This is a genomic window from Bradyrhizobium sp. CCBAU 53421 (assembly GCF_015291625.1).
Taxonomy (GTDB): Bacteria; Pseudomonadota; Alphaproteobacteria; order Rhizobiales; family Xanthobacteraceae; genus Bradyrhizobium.
This window is the reverse complement of record NZ_CP030047.1, coordinates 1,947,126-1,963,401: the sequence shown is the minus strand read 5'-3', so window position 1 is coordinate 1,963,401 and position 16,276 is coordinate 1,947,126. Positions and strand designations below refer to the sequence as shown.

The window sequence follows — 16,276 nt, the reverse complement described above, 5'->3', positions numbered from 1 at the left end:
TCGATCTGCCGGATTTCTTAATCCTGCACTCATCCAAGAAGCGATGTCGTCGCGGCGGGATCGCAGATCCGGTTCACAATTTGTCGATCACCGGGTCTCCCCGTCGCGCCGGCCGCAACCCATCCGCGATGCAATCGTCTTTCACCCGGTTTCCCTGGACGCCGGCACGACGACGAGTGCTGACTTCGAGCAAGGAGCTTTCGATGAGCAGTGAGACCAAACGCCCGTTCCTGACCCACGCCTCCGGCGCCCCCGTTGCCGATAACGTGAACATCATGACCGCGGGACCGCGTGGACCGGCGCTGCTGCAGGACATCTGGCTGATCGAGAAGCTCGCGCACTTTCACCGCGAAGTGATCCCGGAGCGGCGGATGCACGCCAAGGGCGCCGGCGCCCACGGCACCTTCACCGTCACCCACGACATCACGCGTTACACCAAGGCCAGCATCTTCTCGGCGATCGGCAAGCAGACGCCGATGTTCGCGCGGTTTTCGACAGTCGCCGGCGAGCGCGGCGCGGCGGACGCCGAGCGCGACATCCGCGGCTTTGCGCTGAAATTCTACACCGATGAAGGCAATTGGGACGTGGTCGGCAACAACACGCCGGTGTTCTTCTTCCGCGACCCCCTGCGCTTCATCGACCTCAATCACGCGATCAAGCGGCATCCGCGCACGGGTGTGCGCGATCCCGACATGAACTGGGACTTCTGGACGCTGCTGCCGGAAGCGCTGCACCAGGTCACCATCGTGATGAGCGAGCGCGGCATTCCGAAGAGTTTCCGTCATCAGCATGGCTTCGGCAGCCACACCTACAGCATGATCAACGCGAACAATGAGCGCGTCTGGGTGAAATTCCACTTCCGCACCCAGCAGGGCGTCGAGAATCTGACCGATGCGGAGGCCGAGGCACTGGTCGGCGAGGACCGCGAAAGCCACCAGCGCGATCTGTTCAACAGCATCGAGCGCGGCGATTTCCCGCGTTGGACGCTGTTTATTCAGGTGATGACGGACGCGCAGGCCAAGGCCTTCCCGTTCAATCCGTTCGACCTGACCAAGGTGTGGCCGAAGGCGGATTATCCCTTGATCGAGGTCGGGTATTTCGAGCTCAACGGCAATCCGGAGAACTTCTTCGCCGAGGTCGAGCAGGCGGCGTTCGCGCCGGCGAATGTCGTGCCCGGCATCGGCTATTCGCCGGACAAGATGCTGCAGGCCCGCCTGTTCTCGTACGGCGACGCGCAGCGCTACCGGCTCGGCGTCAACCACCACCAGATCCCGGTCAACGCGCCGAAATGTCCGTTCCACAGCTATCATCGCGACGGCGCGATGCGCACCGACGGCAATCTGGGCGCGACGCTGACCTACTGGCCGAACAGCCATGGCGAGTGGACCGACCAGCCGCAGCTGAACGAGCCGCCGCTCGAAATTTCGGGCGCGGCCGCGCATTGGGATCATCGCGTCGATGACGATCACTGGCAGCAGCCGGGCGATCTGTTCCGCAAGATGAATGCCGCGCAAAAGCAGGCGCTGTTCGACAACACCGCCCGTCAGCTCGGCCAGGCGTCGAAGCACATCCAGGAACGGCATGTTGCGAATTGCAGCAAGGCCGATCCGGCCTACGGCAAGGGCGTCGCGGAGGCGCTGGCGAGGTTTGCGGCTTGAAAGCTTTAGCGCAAGCCGGGACGAATCAAATACCGCTTTCGCTCCGTCATCCTGAGGAGCGCGCAGCGCGTCTCGAAGGATGCGCGGGCACAGTGGGGCCGTCGTGCTTCGAGACGGCCGCTCCGCGGCCTCCTCAGCATGACGGGGATTGCGCCTGCACAGCGGACTCAGGTCGGCTTGCCGCGCCCGCTCTTCTCGGCGGCGCGGCGCAGCGCGTCGGCGAGCGCGCCGCCGGCTTGCTCCTGCGGACGCCGCGGTGCCGACGACGTCATCTTGGCCGAGCCGCGCGAGAAATCGCGAGACGGTCCCGCATTGTCCTTCTTCGGCCCGACCTCGTCATCGAGCCGCAAGGTCAGCGCGATGCGCTTGCGTGCGACCTCGACATCCAGCACCTTGACCTTGACGATGTCGCCCGGCTTCACCACCTCGCGCGGGTCCTTGATGAAATTCCGCGACATCGCCGAGATGTGCACCAGGCCATCCTGGTGCACGCCGATATCGACGAAGGCGCCGAAGGCGGCGACGTTGGTCACGGTGCCTTCGAGGATCATGCCCTGCTTGAGGTCCTTGACCTCCTCGACGCCGTCCTTGAATACCGCCGCCTTGAACGCCGGCCGCGGGTCGCGGCCGGGCTTTTCCAGCTCGCGCAGAATGTCGGTGACGGTCGGCAGACCGAACGTGTCGTCGACGAAGGATTGCGGCTTCAGCCCGCGCACCACGTCGGCGTTGCCGATCAGCGCCTTGATGTCGCTCTTGGTCGCCTCGAGGATGCGGCGCACCACCGGATAGGCTTCCGGATGCACGCCGGATGAATCGAGCGGGTCCTCGCCATTGCTGATGCGCAGGAAGCCGGCGCATTGCTCGAACGCCTTCGGTCCGAGCCGCGGCACTTCCTTGAGCGCCTTGCGCGACTTGAACGGGCCGTTGGCGTCGCGATGCTGCACGATGCTCTGCGCCAGCCCCGCGCCGATGCCCGACACCCGCGAAAGCAGCGGCACCGAGGCGGTGTTGGCATCGACGCCGACCGCGTTCACGCAGTCTTCCACCACGGCATCGAGCGAGCGCGCCAGCTTGGCCTCGCCGAGATCGTGCTGGTACTGGCCGACGCCGATCGCCTTCGGTTCTATCTTGACGAGCTCCGCCAGCGGATCCTGCAGGCGCCGCGCGATCGAGACCGCGCCGCGAATGGTGACGTCGAGGTCGGGCAATTCGCTCGACGCGAAGGCGGAGGCCGAGTAGACCGACGCGCCGGCCTCGGAGACCACGATCTTGGTCATCTTGCGCTCGGGCAGCCGCTTCACGAGCTCGGTGGCGAGCTTGTCGGTCTCGCGCGAGGCGGTGCCGTTGCCGATCGCGATCAGCTCGACGCCATGCTCGATCGCGAGCTTGCCGAGAATGGCCAGCGCCTCGTCCCAGCGCCGCTGCGGCTCGTGCGGAAAGATTGCCGTATGCGCCACCACCTTGCCGGTGGCATCGATCACCGCGACCTTGACGCCGGTGCGATAGCCGGGATCGAGCCCCATGGTCGCGCGCGGGCCGGCCGGCGCCGCCAGCAGCAGGTCGCGCAGGTTCGAGGCGAACACGCGCACCGCCTCGGTCTCCGCCGCGGTCCACAGCCGCATCCGCAAATCGATGTTGAGATGGATCTGGATCTTGGTGCGCCAGGCCCAGCGCACCGTCTCCGTCAGCCACTTGTCGCCCTTGCGGCCCTGGCTCGAGATCGCAAAGCGGTTCATGATCCTGAGCTCGTAGAGGCTGGGCACGCCGACCACAGGCTCCTGCGCTTCCGGCTTGATCGCGAGGTCGAGGACCTCCTCCTTCTCGCCCCGGAACAGCGCCAGGATGCGGTGCGACGGCAGCTTCGGCAGCGGCTCGGAAAAATCGAAATAGTCTTTGAACTTCTCGCCGTCGGTCTTCTTGCCGGTGCGGACGGTCGAAGCCATGATGCCGTTCGACCACATCTCCTCGCGCAGCGCACCGATCAGGTCAGCATCCTCGGCGAAGCGCTCGACCAGGATGGCGCGCGCCCCGTCCAGCGCCGCGGCGACGTCGGCGACCTGCTTCTCGGCATTGACGAAGGAGGCCGCGGCCTCGTTCGGATCGTTCTGCGGCTGCGTCAACAGGAGATCGGCGAGCGGCTCGAGCCCGGCCTCCTTGGCGATCTCGGCCTTGGTGCGGCGCTTCGGCTTGTACGGCAGATAAATGTCTTCCAGACGGCCCTTGCTGTCGGCGGCCATGATCTGGGCTTCGAGCGCGGCATCGAGCTTGCCCTGCTCGCGGATCGAATTGAGCACCGCGGTGCGGCGCTCCTCGAGCTCGCGCAAATATGTCAACCGCTCTTCCAGCGTGCGCAGCTGCGCGTCATCGAGCGCGCCGGTGAGCTCCTTGCGGTATCGCGCAATGAACGGCACCGTGGCGCCGCCGTCGAGCAGCGTCACCGCCGCCTCGACCTGCTCATCGCGGACCCCAAGCTCCTGCGCAATCTGATGATGAATCTTTGCCACGCCTGTCTCTCTCACCCCGTTACGCCGCCAAATCACCGATGGCGCGGACGCCGCTTATGGACCATCCCGGAATGATTCATCAAGGCGCGCTGTGGATCAAATTTGGCGTCTTGCGCGCGCTATTTCCTGGATGCGGGCCGCCCGCGGCTTGACAAATAGATGCGCGCCGCATTGCCGCCGAAAATTGCGCTCCGCTCGTCACTTGACAAATCAGCCAGCAAGGTCTCCGCCGCCGCGAACCAGTGCGCATAGCCGCCGGCGAGATTGACGACCGGCCAGTCGCTGCCCCACAGCATCCGCTGCGGGCCGAAACATGCCAGCGCATGATCCACCGCCTCGCGCAGATCGGCGACCTGCCAGTTCGGCGCTGCCTCCGTCGCAAGGCCCGACAGCTTGCAGACGACGTTGGAGCGCGCGGCCAGACTCGCGATGTCATCCTTCCAGGCCGCGATGTCGCCGGTGGCGAGCTGCGGCTTGCCGAAATGGTCGAGCACGAATTGCAGGTCCGGATGGCGATCGACCACCTGGACGAACCGTGGCAAATGGCGCGGCAATACCAGCGCATCGAACACGAGGCCGTACTGCGCCATGGCCTCGAGCGGCGCGGCCAGTTCCGGCCGCAGCAGCCAGTCATCGTCGGCGATGTCCTGCACCATCGGCCGCAGACCGACCAGCAGCTCGCGGTCGGCGACCGCGTCGACCCGCGTCGCGGCGTCGTCAGCATCGAAGTCGATCCAACCGACCACGCCGCGCACCAGCTCCGCGCCTTTGGCGACGTCGAGCATGAACGCCGTCTCCGCCTCGGTCGGCGCGGCCTGCACCAGGATAGTGCCTTCGATGGCGGCGGCGGCGAGATGCGGCGCGAGATCGGTCAGGCCGAAGTCGCGATAGATCGGTCCGCGCTCCGGCGTAAGCCAACCGTAATCGGCACGCGCCAAGGTCCAGACATGGTGATGGGCATCGATCCGCATCATGCCGGCACCGGCGCGTGCTGGTCGAGCAGCCCCTTGGCTTTCAGATCGCGCCACAGCGCGGCGGGGACGGCCGACGACAATGCTGCGGCGTTGCGCTCGACCTCCTGTGGCGTCTGCGCGCCGAGCACGACGCTCGCGACCGCCGGATGGCCCAGCGCGAAATGCAGCGCGGCGGTCGGCAGCGCCACGCCATGGGCGCGGCAGACGCGCTCGATCGCCGCCACCTTCTGCATCACGTCGGGCGGCGCGTCCTTGTAATTGTACTTGGCGCCGGCCACCGCGCCGGTCGCCAGGATGCCGGAGTTGAACACGCCGCCGAGCATCACGCCGATGCGCTGCTTCTCTGCGAGCGGCAGGAATTCGGCGAGCGCCGGCTGCTCCAGCAGCGAATAGCGGCCGGCGAGCAGCATGGTGTCGAACGTTCCGGCCTTGGCGAAGCGCACGCACATTTCGGCCTCGTTGACGCCGATCCCGATACCCTTGACCACGCCCTCGGCGCGCAATTTGTCGAGCGCGACATAGGCGCCCTCCATCGCCTCGCGGAACCTGGCTTCGATCGCATCGGCACCGTGGGTCCAGACGTCGACATCGTGGATCAACAGCAGGTCGATACGATCGGTGCCGAGCCGCAGCAGCGACTGCTCGACCGAGCGCATGGTGCCGTCATAGGAATAATCGACCACCGCGCGATGCGGCTGGCCGCCGACAAAGTTCGAGCCGTCGCCGCGGCCATGGAACGGGTCCATCCAGCGTCCGACCTTGGTGCAGACGACGATCTCGTCGCGCGCGACGCGACGCAGCGCGGTGCCGCAGCGATGCTCGGCGAGGCCATGCCCATAGAGCGGCGAGGAATCCAGCAGGTTCACGCCAAGCGCAAACGCCCTTTCCGCCGCTGCGATCGCCGTGGCGTCGTCGAGCCGCGCGAAGAGATCGCCGAGCGGCGCGGTGCCGAAGCCGAGAATGGAGACATCGAGCCCGGTACGGCCGAGCCTGCGGCGTGCTAGGGCCGACGCAGGCGCCGGGTGCGAGGATGGGGATCGGTTCACCGTGACGGCTCCCTTGCAGTTTTCTTTCTTGCAGGGAGAGTAGCCTTGCGGGCACACCGAGCACAAGCGGATGCGCCCAACATGCAGACCATGCGCGTCAGAGCAACGGTCGAAAGTTCCGGGTCATCATGAATCTCATCATGAATCTGATGTGACGACGCCCTATTCGTCGTCGGAGCTGATCTCCGCGGCGATATTGTCGACCACCACCGGGCTCTCGAAATAAGTGATCGTCGGATCGGCGCCGTATTTCTCGCGGGCGCGGGCGCGCCACGCATCGGTGTACAGCGCTTCCGCCTCCCCCCTCGAGTTCCAGAAGTAGATACCGCCGGCCGCCATGCCGTCCTCGGACAGCACATAGGTCTTGCGAAACAGTCCCGGCACGTCGCGATAGATCGGTGCGGTGCTCAGGAAGATGCTGCGCGCTTCCTCGCGCGTGACCGGCTTCGGCAATCTGAACGTCGTGACGGCGGTAATCATCTGGACCTCCTTGGCATCATTCTTGACATCATTGTCAATCTTGACGACACTGTCAAGGATGGTTTGACGGAGCGGACCGAATGGTAGGCATGCGGCAGTTTGACGAGGACGAGGTGATCGCGACCGCGCTCGACGTGTTCTGGCGCAAGGGCCTGCACGACGCGACCATGCTGGACCTCGCGGAGGCGACCCGCGTGCAGCGCGGCAGCCTCTACAACGCCTATGGCGACAAGGAAGCGATCTTCCTGCGCGCCTTCGATCGATATGCCGGGCAATTCCTGGAGGCGGCCGGCAACGCGCTGTCCCAGGGCGACACTGCGGCGGGGCTCAAACACTTCTTCGACATGATCATCGTCAACATGACTGACGGCTCGCCGCCGCGCGGCTGCCTGACCACGCGCACCGCACTCGACGCGGCCATCTCAAGCACGGATGTGCGTCAACGGGTGCAGGATGTACTCACGCGGCTCGAGCACCTGATCGGCAAGGCCATCGGCCGGACGCCGGGCAAGCGCAGCGCGGCCGATGCGAACCGGCTGGCGCGCGTCATCGTGACGTACACACGTGGGCTGGCCGTAATGGAGCGCGCCGGATACAGCCGCAAGCAGTTGAGGGAATTGGCCGCAACGTTCATCGATGCGGTCATCGGCAATGCCTGAGGTCGCGGTTCAGCCCGGCTGCCTGCGCGACCAGGCTCCGACAAAGGTCGGCAACGCGAACACACCGTTCGCCGCAACCACTTCAGCACGCAATCGCTCGGCAAAACTATCCAGCGCCAGATCCGCCTCGGTGGCGACGCCTAGCTTGACGATATGCGGCAGATTGCTGCGCAGGCCGCTCGCCATGTAGTCGTAACCGTCGAAATCAGCCCCGCCTCCGGCCGGCGCAAACAGGCTCATGCGCGGCGCGGGAAGCCCGGCCGCCACGAAGGCGCCGTGCAACGACAATCCCATGCGGTTGTTCAGGCCTGCCCGTCTGAACATCTCCTTGACAGTGCCCCACGCCCGCGACAGCAGGGGCGACGGCGGATTGGCGATCGGCCCCTCGCCCCAGTCGAGATCCTGGAACGCCACGATGCCATCGGGCTTGATATGCCCGAGCAAATGCCTGATCAGCGCCGCAGGATCCTTCACATAGATCAGCACGAGCCGGCCGACGACCGCATCGAAATCCCGCTCCAGCTCGATCGTGCTGATATCGCCGACACGGAACGAAACCTGGCCCAGCCCGAGCGAACGCGCGGTGGCCGCGGCTTCTTCGACGATGGCGGGATTGCTGTCGACCCCGACGACCGCCCCGCTTTCGCCGACCAGGCCCGCGGCTATGAAGGACACGTTGCCGGCGCCGCTTCCGATGTCGAGCACCTTCATGCCCGGCGAGAGCCCGGCCTCCTTCAGGAGCTGCCAGGTGGAGGCGTCGTAGAGCTGCGACTGGCGCTTGAGCCGGTCGGTCTCCGCGGTCGAACGCCCCATCACATAATTCGGATCGTAGCCGGACGTCTCTTGCATGGATCTACCCGTCTTTGGTTGACGAATGGAGGCGGCCGCGCGCGTGCTCACTCCGGCTACACGCGCGACAAGAAGGCTTGCAGATCCGCCACGAAGCGCTGCTCGAACGCGATGGAGCGGTGAGGTGAATGGCCGCAGCCCTCATAGCGAACGATGTCGGCGCGCGGATTGGCCTGCGCGAAGCGCGCTTCGTGGCCCTCCAGCAAGGCCGCCCCACATCCGGGATCGGCCTGGATAATCCCGACAGGACAGAGGAATTCCCGCTCGGTCGGAATCGCCGCAAGAACCGAGGTCGCAACGTTTCCGTCCGCCCAGCAGCGGCCGTCCTGCCGCTGGAGCGCAGACGCATGGCTCAACAGATGACGGGAGCCGAAATGATCGCGGCCGATTCCACCCATGGGCGTCGGAGAGTCCGCAACGAATGCAAGGTAGGTGCCGAGTGGCGCGCGCGCCTGCTGCCACGCAGCCTGACGTGCGCTGGCGATCGAAAACAGCTTTGGGAATGCCGATTTCTCCCACTCGCCCGGCTGCCCAAGATACCAAGGCGGATCCTCGAGGAAGGCGGCGCGCACACTGGCATCACCGCGCTGCGCCAGCACTCCGGCGACGCAGCCGCCGAGCGAATGCCCGACGATCACCGCCGGACGCCCGATTGCAGCCAGCACCGTCTCCGCGTCCGAAACATAGTCGGCGAGCGCGTAGCGCGGGGCCCGGTCCGAGTGCCCGTGTCCCCGGAAATCCAAAGTCCAGACCCGATATCGATCCCTCAGCCGGCCGCCGATTTCCTGCCAGGTGTCCCGGCTCAGCGACAGGCCGTGCAGAAACAGGATCGGTTCGCCGTCCGCCGGGCCGTCAACGGATGCAGCAAGCCTGACGCCATTATTGTCGAGCGTTAGATCGGTCACTTAACATCTCCATTACGAATGCGATCAGCACCAGGTACCGAAGGCCCAATGCATGCCTGTCATCTGCCGATCTCAGCGTCCGATCTGCCGGAACTTGTCTGTGAGGCCGTCGAGATAACCGACCCAGGTCGAGTTGATCGGCTGATTCTCGATCAGCGCGTGAAAGCGGATCATCATGCAGATCAGAAACAGCGGCTGGATGAATGCCGCGCGCACCGTCACCGCCAGCAGGGCCGCGATGAAGACAGTGACCACGGCGCCATACTCCCTGACAGCCTCCGGCAACCAGACCGTCACCACGCCGGCGGGAACCAGCAGCAGCAGGCAAAGCAGGATGCTCAAGATGCGCTCGACGATGACCATCCAGACCGACGTCGCCAGGATCGGCTTGGCGTTCTGGCAGTAATACACCAGCCCGTCCTGGATGTTGCGCCTCGGATCGTCGCCGCCGCGCGCCAGGTCGTAGGACAGCACCACCTTGTCCAGATAGCGCGTCGCGGCCGACAGGATGGTGTTGAGCAGACCGACGATCGCCTTCATGCCGGGCGCGTGCAGCCATTCGCCGAGCGTATCGAGCGCATTGTGAAACGCGCGCAGCACGGCGCGGATCAGCGCGCCAAGTCCGAACAGCACCGCGACCTCGCCGAACCGGTCCATCACGATCCTGCGGCCGTAGGCGAACTGCCCCTCGGTGCCGTTGCCGATGCTGCCGCGCGTGATCAACTCGGTCAGCACGGCGACATGACCGCAGGCGATCAGATGCAGCGTGTAGCGCAGGATGGCGCCCCAGATCCATCCGCCGAGCAGCAGGATGCCAAGCAGCCAGCAATAGCCGAACACGCTGACGACATGTGTGCCGAGCCACACTGCGCCGCCGACTGCGACCACGGCCCAAATGGCGCACGCTGCGGCAAAGGCCAGCAGCACGCCCCAGCGCGCCAGCGCGTAGGGCAAGGTCTCGACCAACAGCTTCAGCGCCGTCGCCAGACCATGATCGCGAACCAGCAACGGATAGGAGTGGGACACTCCCTGGGATTGTCCCGCGGCGTGCCAATCGGCTGAGCCGCCGCGGCCGCCGCCATTGCTCAGGCTGATGTCAGACACGTGTTGCCTCTCGAGTTGCCGTGATCGATCGAAATTTGATTCAATGGGATCGTTTTGGGAATCGTTGTTGCGGGATCAGCTCGACACTGTGACTCACGCGGCAACCTGCCCTTCTCGGTCGCGGAGCAGGCGTCACAGCGCCAACACCTCCGGGGCTGGCAGAGGGTTGGTCCGTTGGCGCTGTGACCCGGCACAGCCGCGACATCGATCAGGGAGGAGCGCCGATGTCGCGGCCAGCGATCACTGACCGGCGGCCGGCAGCTCGGCGTAGTTGCCGTCCTTGTCGCGGCGGTACACGACGTAGTCGATCAAGGTGATGTCACCTTTCGGCGTGTAGCTGATGTTGCCGAGCACGGTGTCCCAGTGCCCACTCTTGATGGTCGCTGCGATCTTTTTGGCGTCCGTGGTCTGGGCGCGGGCGACGGCCTGGCTCCAGATCTGGAACGCGGCATAGCTGTAGAGCGTGTAGCCGTCCGGATCGATGCCCTTGTCCTTGAATTTCTTCAAGGTCGCGGTCGCGGTCACCTTCTTGCGCGGATCGGGCGAGAAGGTGAACAGCGAGCCCTCGGCTAGCGGACCGGCGATCGCGGCGAATTGCTTGTCGACCAGGGCGTCGCCGCCCATCAGCACGGCATTGACGCCCTGCTCGCGCATCTGGCGCAGGATCAAAGCCGCCTCGGCGTAGTAGCCACCGACATAGACGAAATCGATCGATTCCTTCTTGAAACGGGACACCAGCGCGGCAAAGTCCTTGTCGCCCTTGGTGTAGGCCTCATAGAGCTTTTCCTTCACGCCCGCCGCGTTGATGGCGTTCTTGGTCTCGTCGGCAAGGCCTTTGCCGTAGGTCGTCTTGTCGTGGATGATCGCGACGTTCTTGGTCTTGTAGTTCTTGATGATATAGGCCGCCGCGACCATGCCCTGCTGGTCATCCCGGCCGCAGACGCGGAACGTGTTCCACAATCCGCGCTCGGTGAAGAGCGGGTTGGTCGAGCCCGGCGTGATCTGCAGCACATTGCCCTCGGCATAGGCGTCCGAGGCGGGGATCGAGGTCGAGGAGCAGAAGTGCCCGACCACGAACGGAATCCTCGCGCCTGCCATCTTCTCGGCAACCGACACCGCCTGTTTCGGATCGCAGGCGTCGTCGCCGACTTCCAACTTCAGCTTCTTGCCGAGCACGCCGCCCGCCGCATTGATGTCGGCAATCGCGAGATCGGCACCGTTCTTGAACTGCTGGCCGAAGCTCGCCTCCGAGCCGGTCATCGGCCCAACCACAGCAACACTGATATCCTGGGCCATGGCCGCGCTGGACAGTGCCAGGCTCGTGCCAAGCGCAAGAAAGTATCTTCGAAGTGCAAACTTCATCACATTCTCCTCGATGGTCTCAAGTCGCCTCAATGCATCACAACCGACTCATATCGCCGGATGCGACGATCACCGGGGGCTGCCTTGTATGCGCGCGGCAGCCGGCCGGCTCGGACTGGGGCGACGGGGGATTGGACATATGCGACATCGGGCAACAATGTGAAACACGTTGCCGTGCATTGGCATCTGGAATCGTCCTGTGTGCGCGTCTGCACATAAGTGATGGCTTGTCCGATCACGGCCGCACCAGCGGCCCGGACCCTGCCGGCTTGACGTCGGCTCCGACCGGTGCCGCCGCTTCCACAGCACCTTTCAGCTCGACCTCGTAGTAACCGCCGACCTTGATCGCGCCCCATTGCGTCGAGACCGCCAGATTGATTCTTTGCCGAGCCGGCAAATCGGCATCGGTATGCCGGCGGACGACGTTGCCTTGGGACAGGACCTCGATGTGGGACAGCCGAACGCCGTCCGCATTCCAGAAGTCGAAGTTGAGATGCTGCGGCAGCGGACGGCCGAACACGCCCATCTCCTTGAAGGCGAGCTCGACGTCGACATGGCCCGGGCCGGCCATGAAGGCGTAGTAGTGGCCACGGACATCATTGGTGATGTTGGCCCGATTGACGCCGGCGCCGAGCACCGTCGGATGATGCGGATCGGTCGACTGCGCCGATACCCCGCCGGTCAACGCGCCGACACAGAGAAGCAGGCGCATGGCCCTTTTCGCGACCATCCTGGATATGTTCATTATCGTTGCAGCGCGCCGGCGCCCGGTCGAGAGCACATAAGCGATCGACCATTCACTGAACGGGAGATAGCGAGCGTGCATCGTCGCGATCATCCGAGACCAGCAAGGGCGACGAGCGCATGTCTCCGCCGAGATACGCCTCACCAGCCATCTGATAGTTGGCCGGTGCCAGCGTGAGGTGCTGGACGGCAGCATGGACGTCACGCACGCAGCGTTCGAGCCCGCAGCTCACGTCCACCGAGGAAGAGCCGCCGGCATCGAACATCAGCTCGGTTGCCTGCTTGGCCGTGTTCGCCGCATGTGTCGATGCCAGCCACAGCCTGGCGCGCTCGGCAACGCTGAGTGCCTTGCCGGCGCTGACCGCCTGCCACGCCTCTTCCAGCGTGCCGTAGAGGAAAGCCCGCCCCGAGCCCAGCAAGGCCTCGGCGCGTCCGAGATCAGCCTGGACCAGCGTATCCTCACGGAGCAGCTTGCGCGAGCGCGTCGCGATCTTTCGTCCGACAAGCTCGACCAGAATGTCGATCGCGTGGCGGGCGATGCCGAGCGGCACGGCCGCGAGCGCCACCCCAAACAGCGCGATGGTCGGAAACGCATAGAGCGCCCCCGGCTCCACCGGCGGTTCGCGGAACGACAGCGACTTCGCGGAGGGCACGAAAGCATCCGCGATCGCATAATCATGGCTGCCGGTGCCGCGCAGCCCGATACTGTGCCAGGTGTCGAGAATTTCGCACTGCGCGGTCGGAAACAGCATGAAGCGCATCACCGGGGTGCCGTCGGGCCGAAGGCGCGGTTGATCGCCGTCGAAGATCCGGCAATTGCCGATCATCCAACCGGAGTGCTGGCAGCCGCTGCCGAGCGGCCAGCGGCCTGTGACGCGATAGCCGCCATCGACGATCCTCGCGGTGCCGAACGGCCGCAAGGCTCCCGCAATCCGAACCAGCGGATCGCTGCCGTAGATGTCGCGCGCGGCGTCGTTCCCAAGATAGCCGCCGAACACACCATAGGCGCCGCCGATCGCCATGCACCAGCCGGCGGCACCGTCGGCGCGCGAGATCTCCTCGACCACCCGAACGAGAGTCATCGGGTCAGCCTCCTCGCCGCCGATGGCGCGCGGAATCCAGAGCCGGAACAGCCCGGCCTGCGCCATGGCGTCTATCAGCGCGACGGGCAGCCGCCGTGACCGCTCGCTCTCCTGCACTGATGCTTGAACCCGCGGCGCGAGCGCCGCGGCGGCATCGACGAACGACGAGGTGGTGTCTGTCATTGGTGGCCTCGCTACATCGCTATCGGTGGATCGCCAGTGCAGGGCGATCACGGGGGCCGCCTTTTAGGCGCCCCGGTGAGGCCAGGCTCGGACGGATGCGACAGGGAGATGGACGAATGCGACATCACGCAACAATGTTCGCAATGATTGCGTTCTTCCTGTCCGTGCTAATTCGGGTTCGGAACAAAGATGACAATCTTCAGATCTCGCGACGGCCTGAAGTTCGTGTGCCGGACCTCGAAGCGGGTCGGTCCGGTCTTCTTGACGCCTTCGGCGCAGAAGCTGACGAAATTATTGGGCTCGCCCTTGTCGACGGTGAGGTGAAAGTCGCCGATCGGCGCCGCCCAGTTGGCGCCGGTCGAGAGCACATAGGCAATCGACCGTTCACTGAACGGCGGATAGGGAGCGTGCCTCGTCGCACGCGCCCGCTCGATGGTGCGGATCAGGTCGTCGTCGATGCAATATGACGCGAGAAGCTCCCGCGCTTCCGGATTGCTGCGCCAATTGTCGGCGCCGATGATCGTCTGCACGGAGCCGCCGACGCTCGGACGATAGGTCTGCTCGAAGGTGATCTCCCGGCCCGCCGGGAAGGTCTGCGTCCAGGTATAGGCCGAGCGCAACGTCCAGATCGGCACCAGGTGATCCTGCATCGGGCCACCCGACCCGTAGGTCTCGATGGCGCCGACGCCGAGCTTGACGAGCTCCGGCCAGTTCGATTTCGGCACCTTGTCGAGCAGCTCGCCCGCTGGCCCCCTGATCGGCATCAGCGGAATTTTGAGCTTCCGCAGCAGTGCCGTCTGGTCCACGTCGTTCGCGAGTGCCGTCTGCTCGAGATGCGGCGCGGCCGCCCTGCCGTCGACGGTGACGTGGAAGTCAAAGATGTTCTCGGGATCGTCGGTCGGAAGTCCGATGTTCTCGTCCGCCTCCTTGCCGACGATGTCCGGCATCGGGAACGCGATCATGATCGTCTTGTCGGCGGCCGAGGTGTTGAAGAACCGGTAGACGATCCGGATCTGCTTCTCGGAGATGAACAGATCCTCGGCGCGCATCACGATATCGGGGTCCTGCTTGAAGCGAAGTCCTCCCGTTTCCAGCGCAGCGGACGTGTCATTCGCCCGCGCGCACCAGGGCAGCAGCCCGGCAAGCAGGACCAGAAAAGCCCCTTTGGCTATCGGAGGCATGGTCATTCCTTCTCTCTTGATTGGGATTGGGGGAGGAAACTCGCGGCAGTTAGTCGCATCCCTGAATGAGTGCGCCCAACATCCAACAGGTTCGCGGCGGCCGCGATCTTTTCTCGTCGACATCACACGTCATGCCGGACGACAGGCTTGCGAGCGCACCGATGCGCCCCTAATGATCGGCTGCCTAGCACGACTTCCGATCGCCATGAAGATTGACAAGCGCCTTCTCGAACAATTTCGTTGGACGTTCCGATCCGCAGCGCTCGTTGCAATGGCGGTGATCGCGGCGGCCGCGACACCAGCACCCGAAAGCGCGATCCGTTGGGATGCGAAGAACGCCTACCTCAAATGCGATGGCGCGATCGACGGCACCATCGCCTGGCCTTCGGCGCCGCAGGCGGCATGCGTCGCCATGCTGATGTGCGCGAATGAGCGGGCGCTGTCCGCAGAGCGTCACCAGCGGTTGATCGAACAGATTCGCCGGGTGCCGGATTGCGGAGAGCCGTAAGCAGCGTCGGACGCGCAGAGGAGTTCGGACGCGCGGTTAGGAGCGCCGCGGCACCGCGCGAATATCTGATGGTGTCATGCCGTATTGCCGGCGGAAGGTGCGGTTGAAGTAGGACAGATCGCCGAACCCGACCTCGAACGCGATCGTGCCGATGGTGCTGCGGCTGTGGCGCGGATCGGTCAGCAGATGATGCGCGCGCGCCAGGCGCTGGCCGAGCACGAATTCCGAGAATGTCGAACCGACGCTCTCGAACAGCCTCTGGATATGGCGCGGCGTGAGCTTCAGCCGGGCAGCCACCGCGGGCAGCGTGAGGTCGCCATAGCTCAGATTGTCGCTGATGTCGGCCTTGACCGCGGCGAGCCGGGCAGCCGCCAGTCCGCCGTCTTCCGCGGCAGCCGCCGCATCCCGGTTGGCGCCGATGATCAGCGCGCCGAGATCGATCAGATGCTTGACGACGGCGCTACGCAGCTCGGGAGTCGAAAGCTGGTAGCTGTCGTCGAGCTCCCTGATGTAAAGCGCCAAGAGGCGCATCGCCTCCGTGTTCGCCGGCAAGGGGCTGATCAGCATGTCTTCGGGATCGTTGACCAGCGATGCGAGCGCCTTGCGCGGCAGGCGGAGACCAACGAAGCGGCTCGGCGACACCGGCACCACCATGTTGCCCGCTTCTGCGCTCGACTGCAGCACGGCCTGGCCCGGGCCGAGCTCGATATCGCGGCCGCGCTGCGAGGCGCGGGTGTTGCCGCTCGTGATGATCGTCAGCACCAAATCGTCGGTGCCGTCGAGCAGTTCGCGCGGCCTTGCGATCCTGAGATTGCTGCACGCCCAGGATCCGATGCCGAGCCCGGACAATTCGCGGACATTCGCTTCGGCATGAAACACGCCGTCGTCGAGCGGCTCCGGATCGAGCTTGACGATCATCCGCCCGATCTGCTCGCGAAAGATCGGCAAGCGATCTCGCTCGCCGAGTAGCGCGGTCGAAAATCGAAACCCTGTGATATCGCCCGACTGCATTGTCATAGGCTCGCCCTCATGGCGGC

Annotated in this window: 15 protein-coding genes; 3 read left to right on the top strand and 12 right to left on the bottom strand. The window is 65.0% G+C overall.

Annotation, left to right across the window (positions count from 1 at the left end):
• Positions 1 to 203 precede the first annotated feature (203 nt).
• Complete coding sequence (locus XH92_RS09285) at positions 204 to 1,658, top strand: catalase (RefSeq protein WP_194458943.1); 1,455 nt, start codon at positions 204 to 206, stop codon at positions 1,656 to 1,658.
• Between the two features lie 167 nt (positions 1,659 to 1,825).
• Here XH92_RS09285 and XH92_RS09280 read toward each other — a convergent pair whose 3' ends face one another.
• The 4 genes from XH92_RS09280 to XH92_RS09265 form a co-directional block, all read right to left on the bottom strand.
• Positions 1,826 to 4,162, bottom strand: coding sequence for a Tex family protein (locus XH92_RS09280; RefSeq protein WP_194458942.1), 2,337 nt, complete (start codon positions 4,160 to 4,162; stop codon positions 1,826 to 1,828).
• A gap of 119 nt (positions 4,163 to 4,281) precedes the next feature.
• Positions 4,282 to 5,136, bottom strand: coding sequence for an amidohydrolase (locus XH92_RS09275; protein WP_194458941.1), 855 nt, complete (start codon positions 5,134 to 5,136; stop codon positions 4,282 to 4,284).
• On the bottom strand, positions 5,133 to 6,182 hold the full coding sequence (locus XH92_RS09270) for an aldo/keto reductase (protein WP_194458940.1): 1,050 nt from the start codon (positions 6,180 to 6,182) through the stop codon (positions 5,133 to 5,135). The genes XH92_RS09275 and XH92_RS09270 overlap by 4 nt, the downstream gene beginning before the upstream one ends.
• 162 nt (positions 6,183 to 6,344) lie before the next feature.
• Positions 6,345 to 6,662: a monooxygenase gene (locus XH92_RS09265; RefSeq protein WP_194458939.1), complete on the bottom strand. Its 318-nt coding sequence runs from the start codon at positions 6,660 to 6,662 to the stop codon at positions 6,345 to 6,347.
• A 113-nt stretch (positions 6,663 to 6,775) separates the two neighbouring features.
• Here XH92_RS09265 and XH92_RS09260 point away from each other — a divergent pair, with 113 nt between their 5' ends.
• A complete protein-coding gene (locus XH92_RS09260; RefSeq protein WP_194458938.1) occupies positions 6,776 to 7,321 on the top strand; it encodes a TetR/AcrR family transcriptional regulator in 546 nt (181 codons plus the stop codon).
• A gap of 9 nt (positions 7,322 to 7,330) precedes the next feature.
• Here the strand turns inward: XH92_RS09260 and XH92_RS09255 are convergent, their stop codons facing one another.
• From XH92_RS09255 to XH92_RS09225, 7 genes are all read right to left on the bottom strand, one after another.
• Positions 7,331 to 8,170: a class I SAM-dependent methyltransferase gene (locus tag XH92_RS09255; RefSeq protein WP_194458937.1), complete on the bottom strand. Its 840-nt coding sequence runs from the start codon at positions 8,168 to 8,170 to the stop codon at positions 7,331 to 7,333.
• Between the two features lie 56 nt (positions 8,171 to 8,226).
• Complete coding sequence (locus XH92_RS09250) at positions 8,227 to 9,075, bottom strand: alpha/beta fold hydrolase (RefSeq protein ID WP_194458936.1); 849 nt, start codon at positions 9,073 to 9,075, stop codon at positions 8,227 to 8,229.
• A 72-nt stretch (positions 9,076 to 9,147) separates the two neighbouring features.
• Positions 9,148 to 10,179, bottom strand: a complete 1,032-nt coding sequence (locus XH92_RS09245; RefSeq protein ID WP_194458935.1) for a hypothetical protein — start codon at positions 10,177 to 10,179, stop codon at positions 9,148 to 9,150.
• Between the two features lie 240 nt (positions 10,180 to 10,419).
• Entirely contained in the window at positions 10,420 to 11,541 is a 1,122-nt protein-coding gene (locus XH92_RS09240; RefSeq protein ID WP_194458934.1) for a branched-chain amino acid ABC transporter substrate-binding protein, read from the bottom strand.
• Positions 11,542 to 11,776: 235 nt separating this feature from the next.
• Positions 11,777 to 12,253 carry a hypothetical protein gene (locus tag XH92_RS09235; protein WP_194458933.1) on the bottom strand — a complete coding sequence of 159 codons (477 nt, stop codon included), beginning with the start codon at positions 12,251 to 12,253 and terminating at the stop codon, positions 11,777 to 11,779.
• A gap of 85 nt (positions 12,254 to 12,338) precedes the next feature.
• On the bottom strand, positions 12,339 to 13,550 hold the full coding sequence (locus tag XH92_RS09230) for an acyl-CoA dehydrogenase family protein (protein ID WP_194458932.1): 1,212 nt from the start codon (positions 13,548 to 13,550) through the stop codon (positions 12,339 to 12,341).
• A 167-nt stretch (positions 13,551 to 13,717) separates the two neighbouring features.
• Positions 13,718 to 14,737, bottom strand: coding sequence for a DUF4424 domain-containing protein (locus XH92_RS09225; protein ID WP_194458931.1), 1,020 nt, complete (start codon positions 14,735 to 14,737; stop codon positions 13,718 to 13,720).
• Positions 14,738 to 14,936: 199 nt separating this feature from the next.
• Here XH92_RS09225 and XH92_RS09220 point away from each other — a divergent pair, with 199 nt between their 5' ends.
• Positions 14,937 to 15,239: a hypothetical protein gene (locus XH92_RS09220; protein ID WP_194458930.1), complete on the top strand. Its 303-nt coding sequence runs from the start codon at positions 14,937 to 14,939 to the stop codon at positions 15,237 to 15,239.
• Between the two features lie 36 nt (positions 15,240 to 15,275).
• Here XH92_RS09220 and XH92_RS09215 read toward each other — a convergent pair whose 3' ends face one another.
• Positions 15,276 to 16,187, bottom strand: a complete 912-nt coding sequence (locus XH92_RS09215; RefSeq protein WP_194458929.1) for an AraC family transcriptional regulator — start codon at positions 16,185 to 16,187, stop codon at positions 15,276 to 15,278.
• Positions 16,188 to 16,276: the final 89 nt, after the last annotated feature.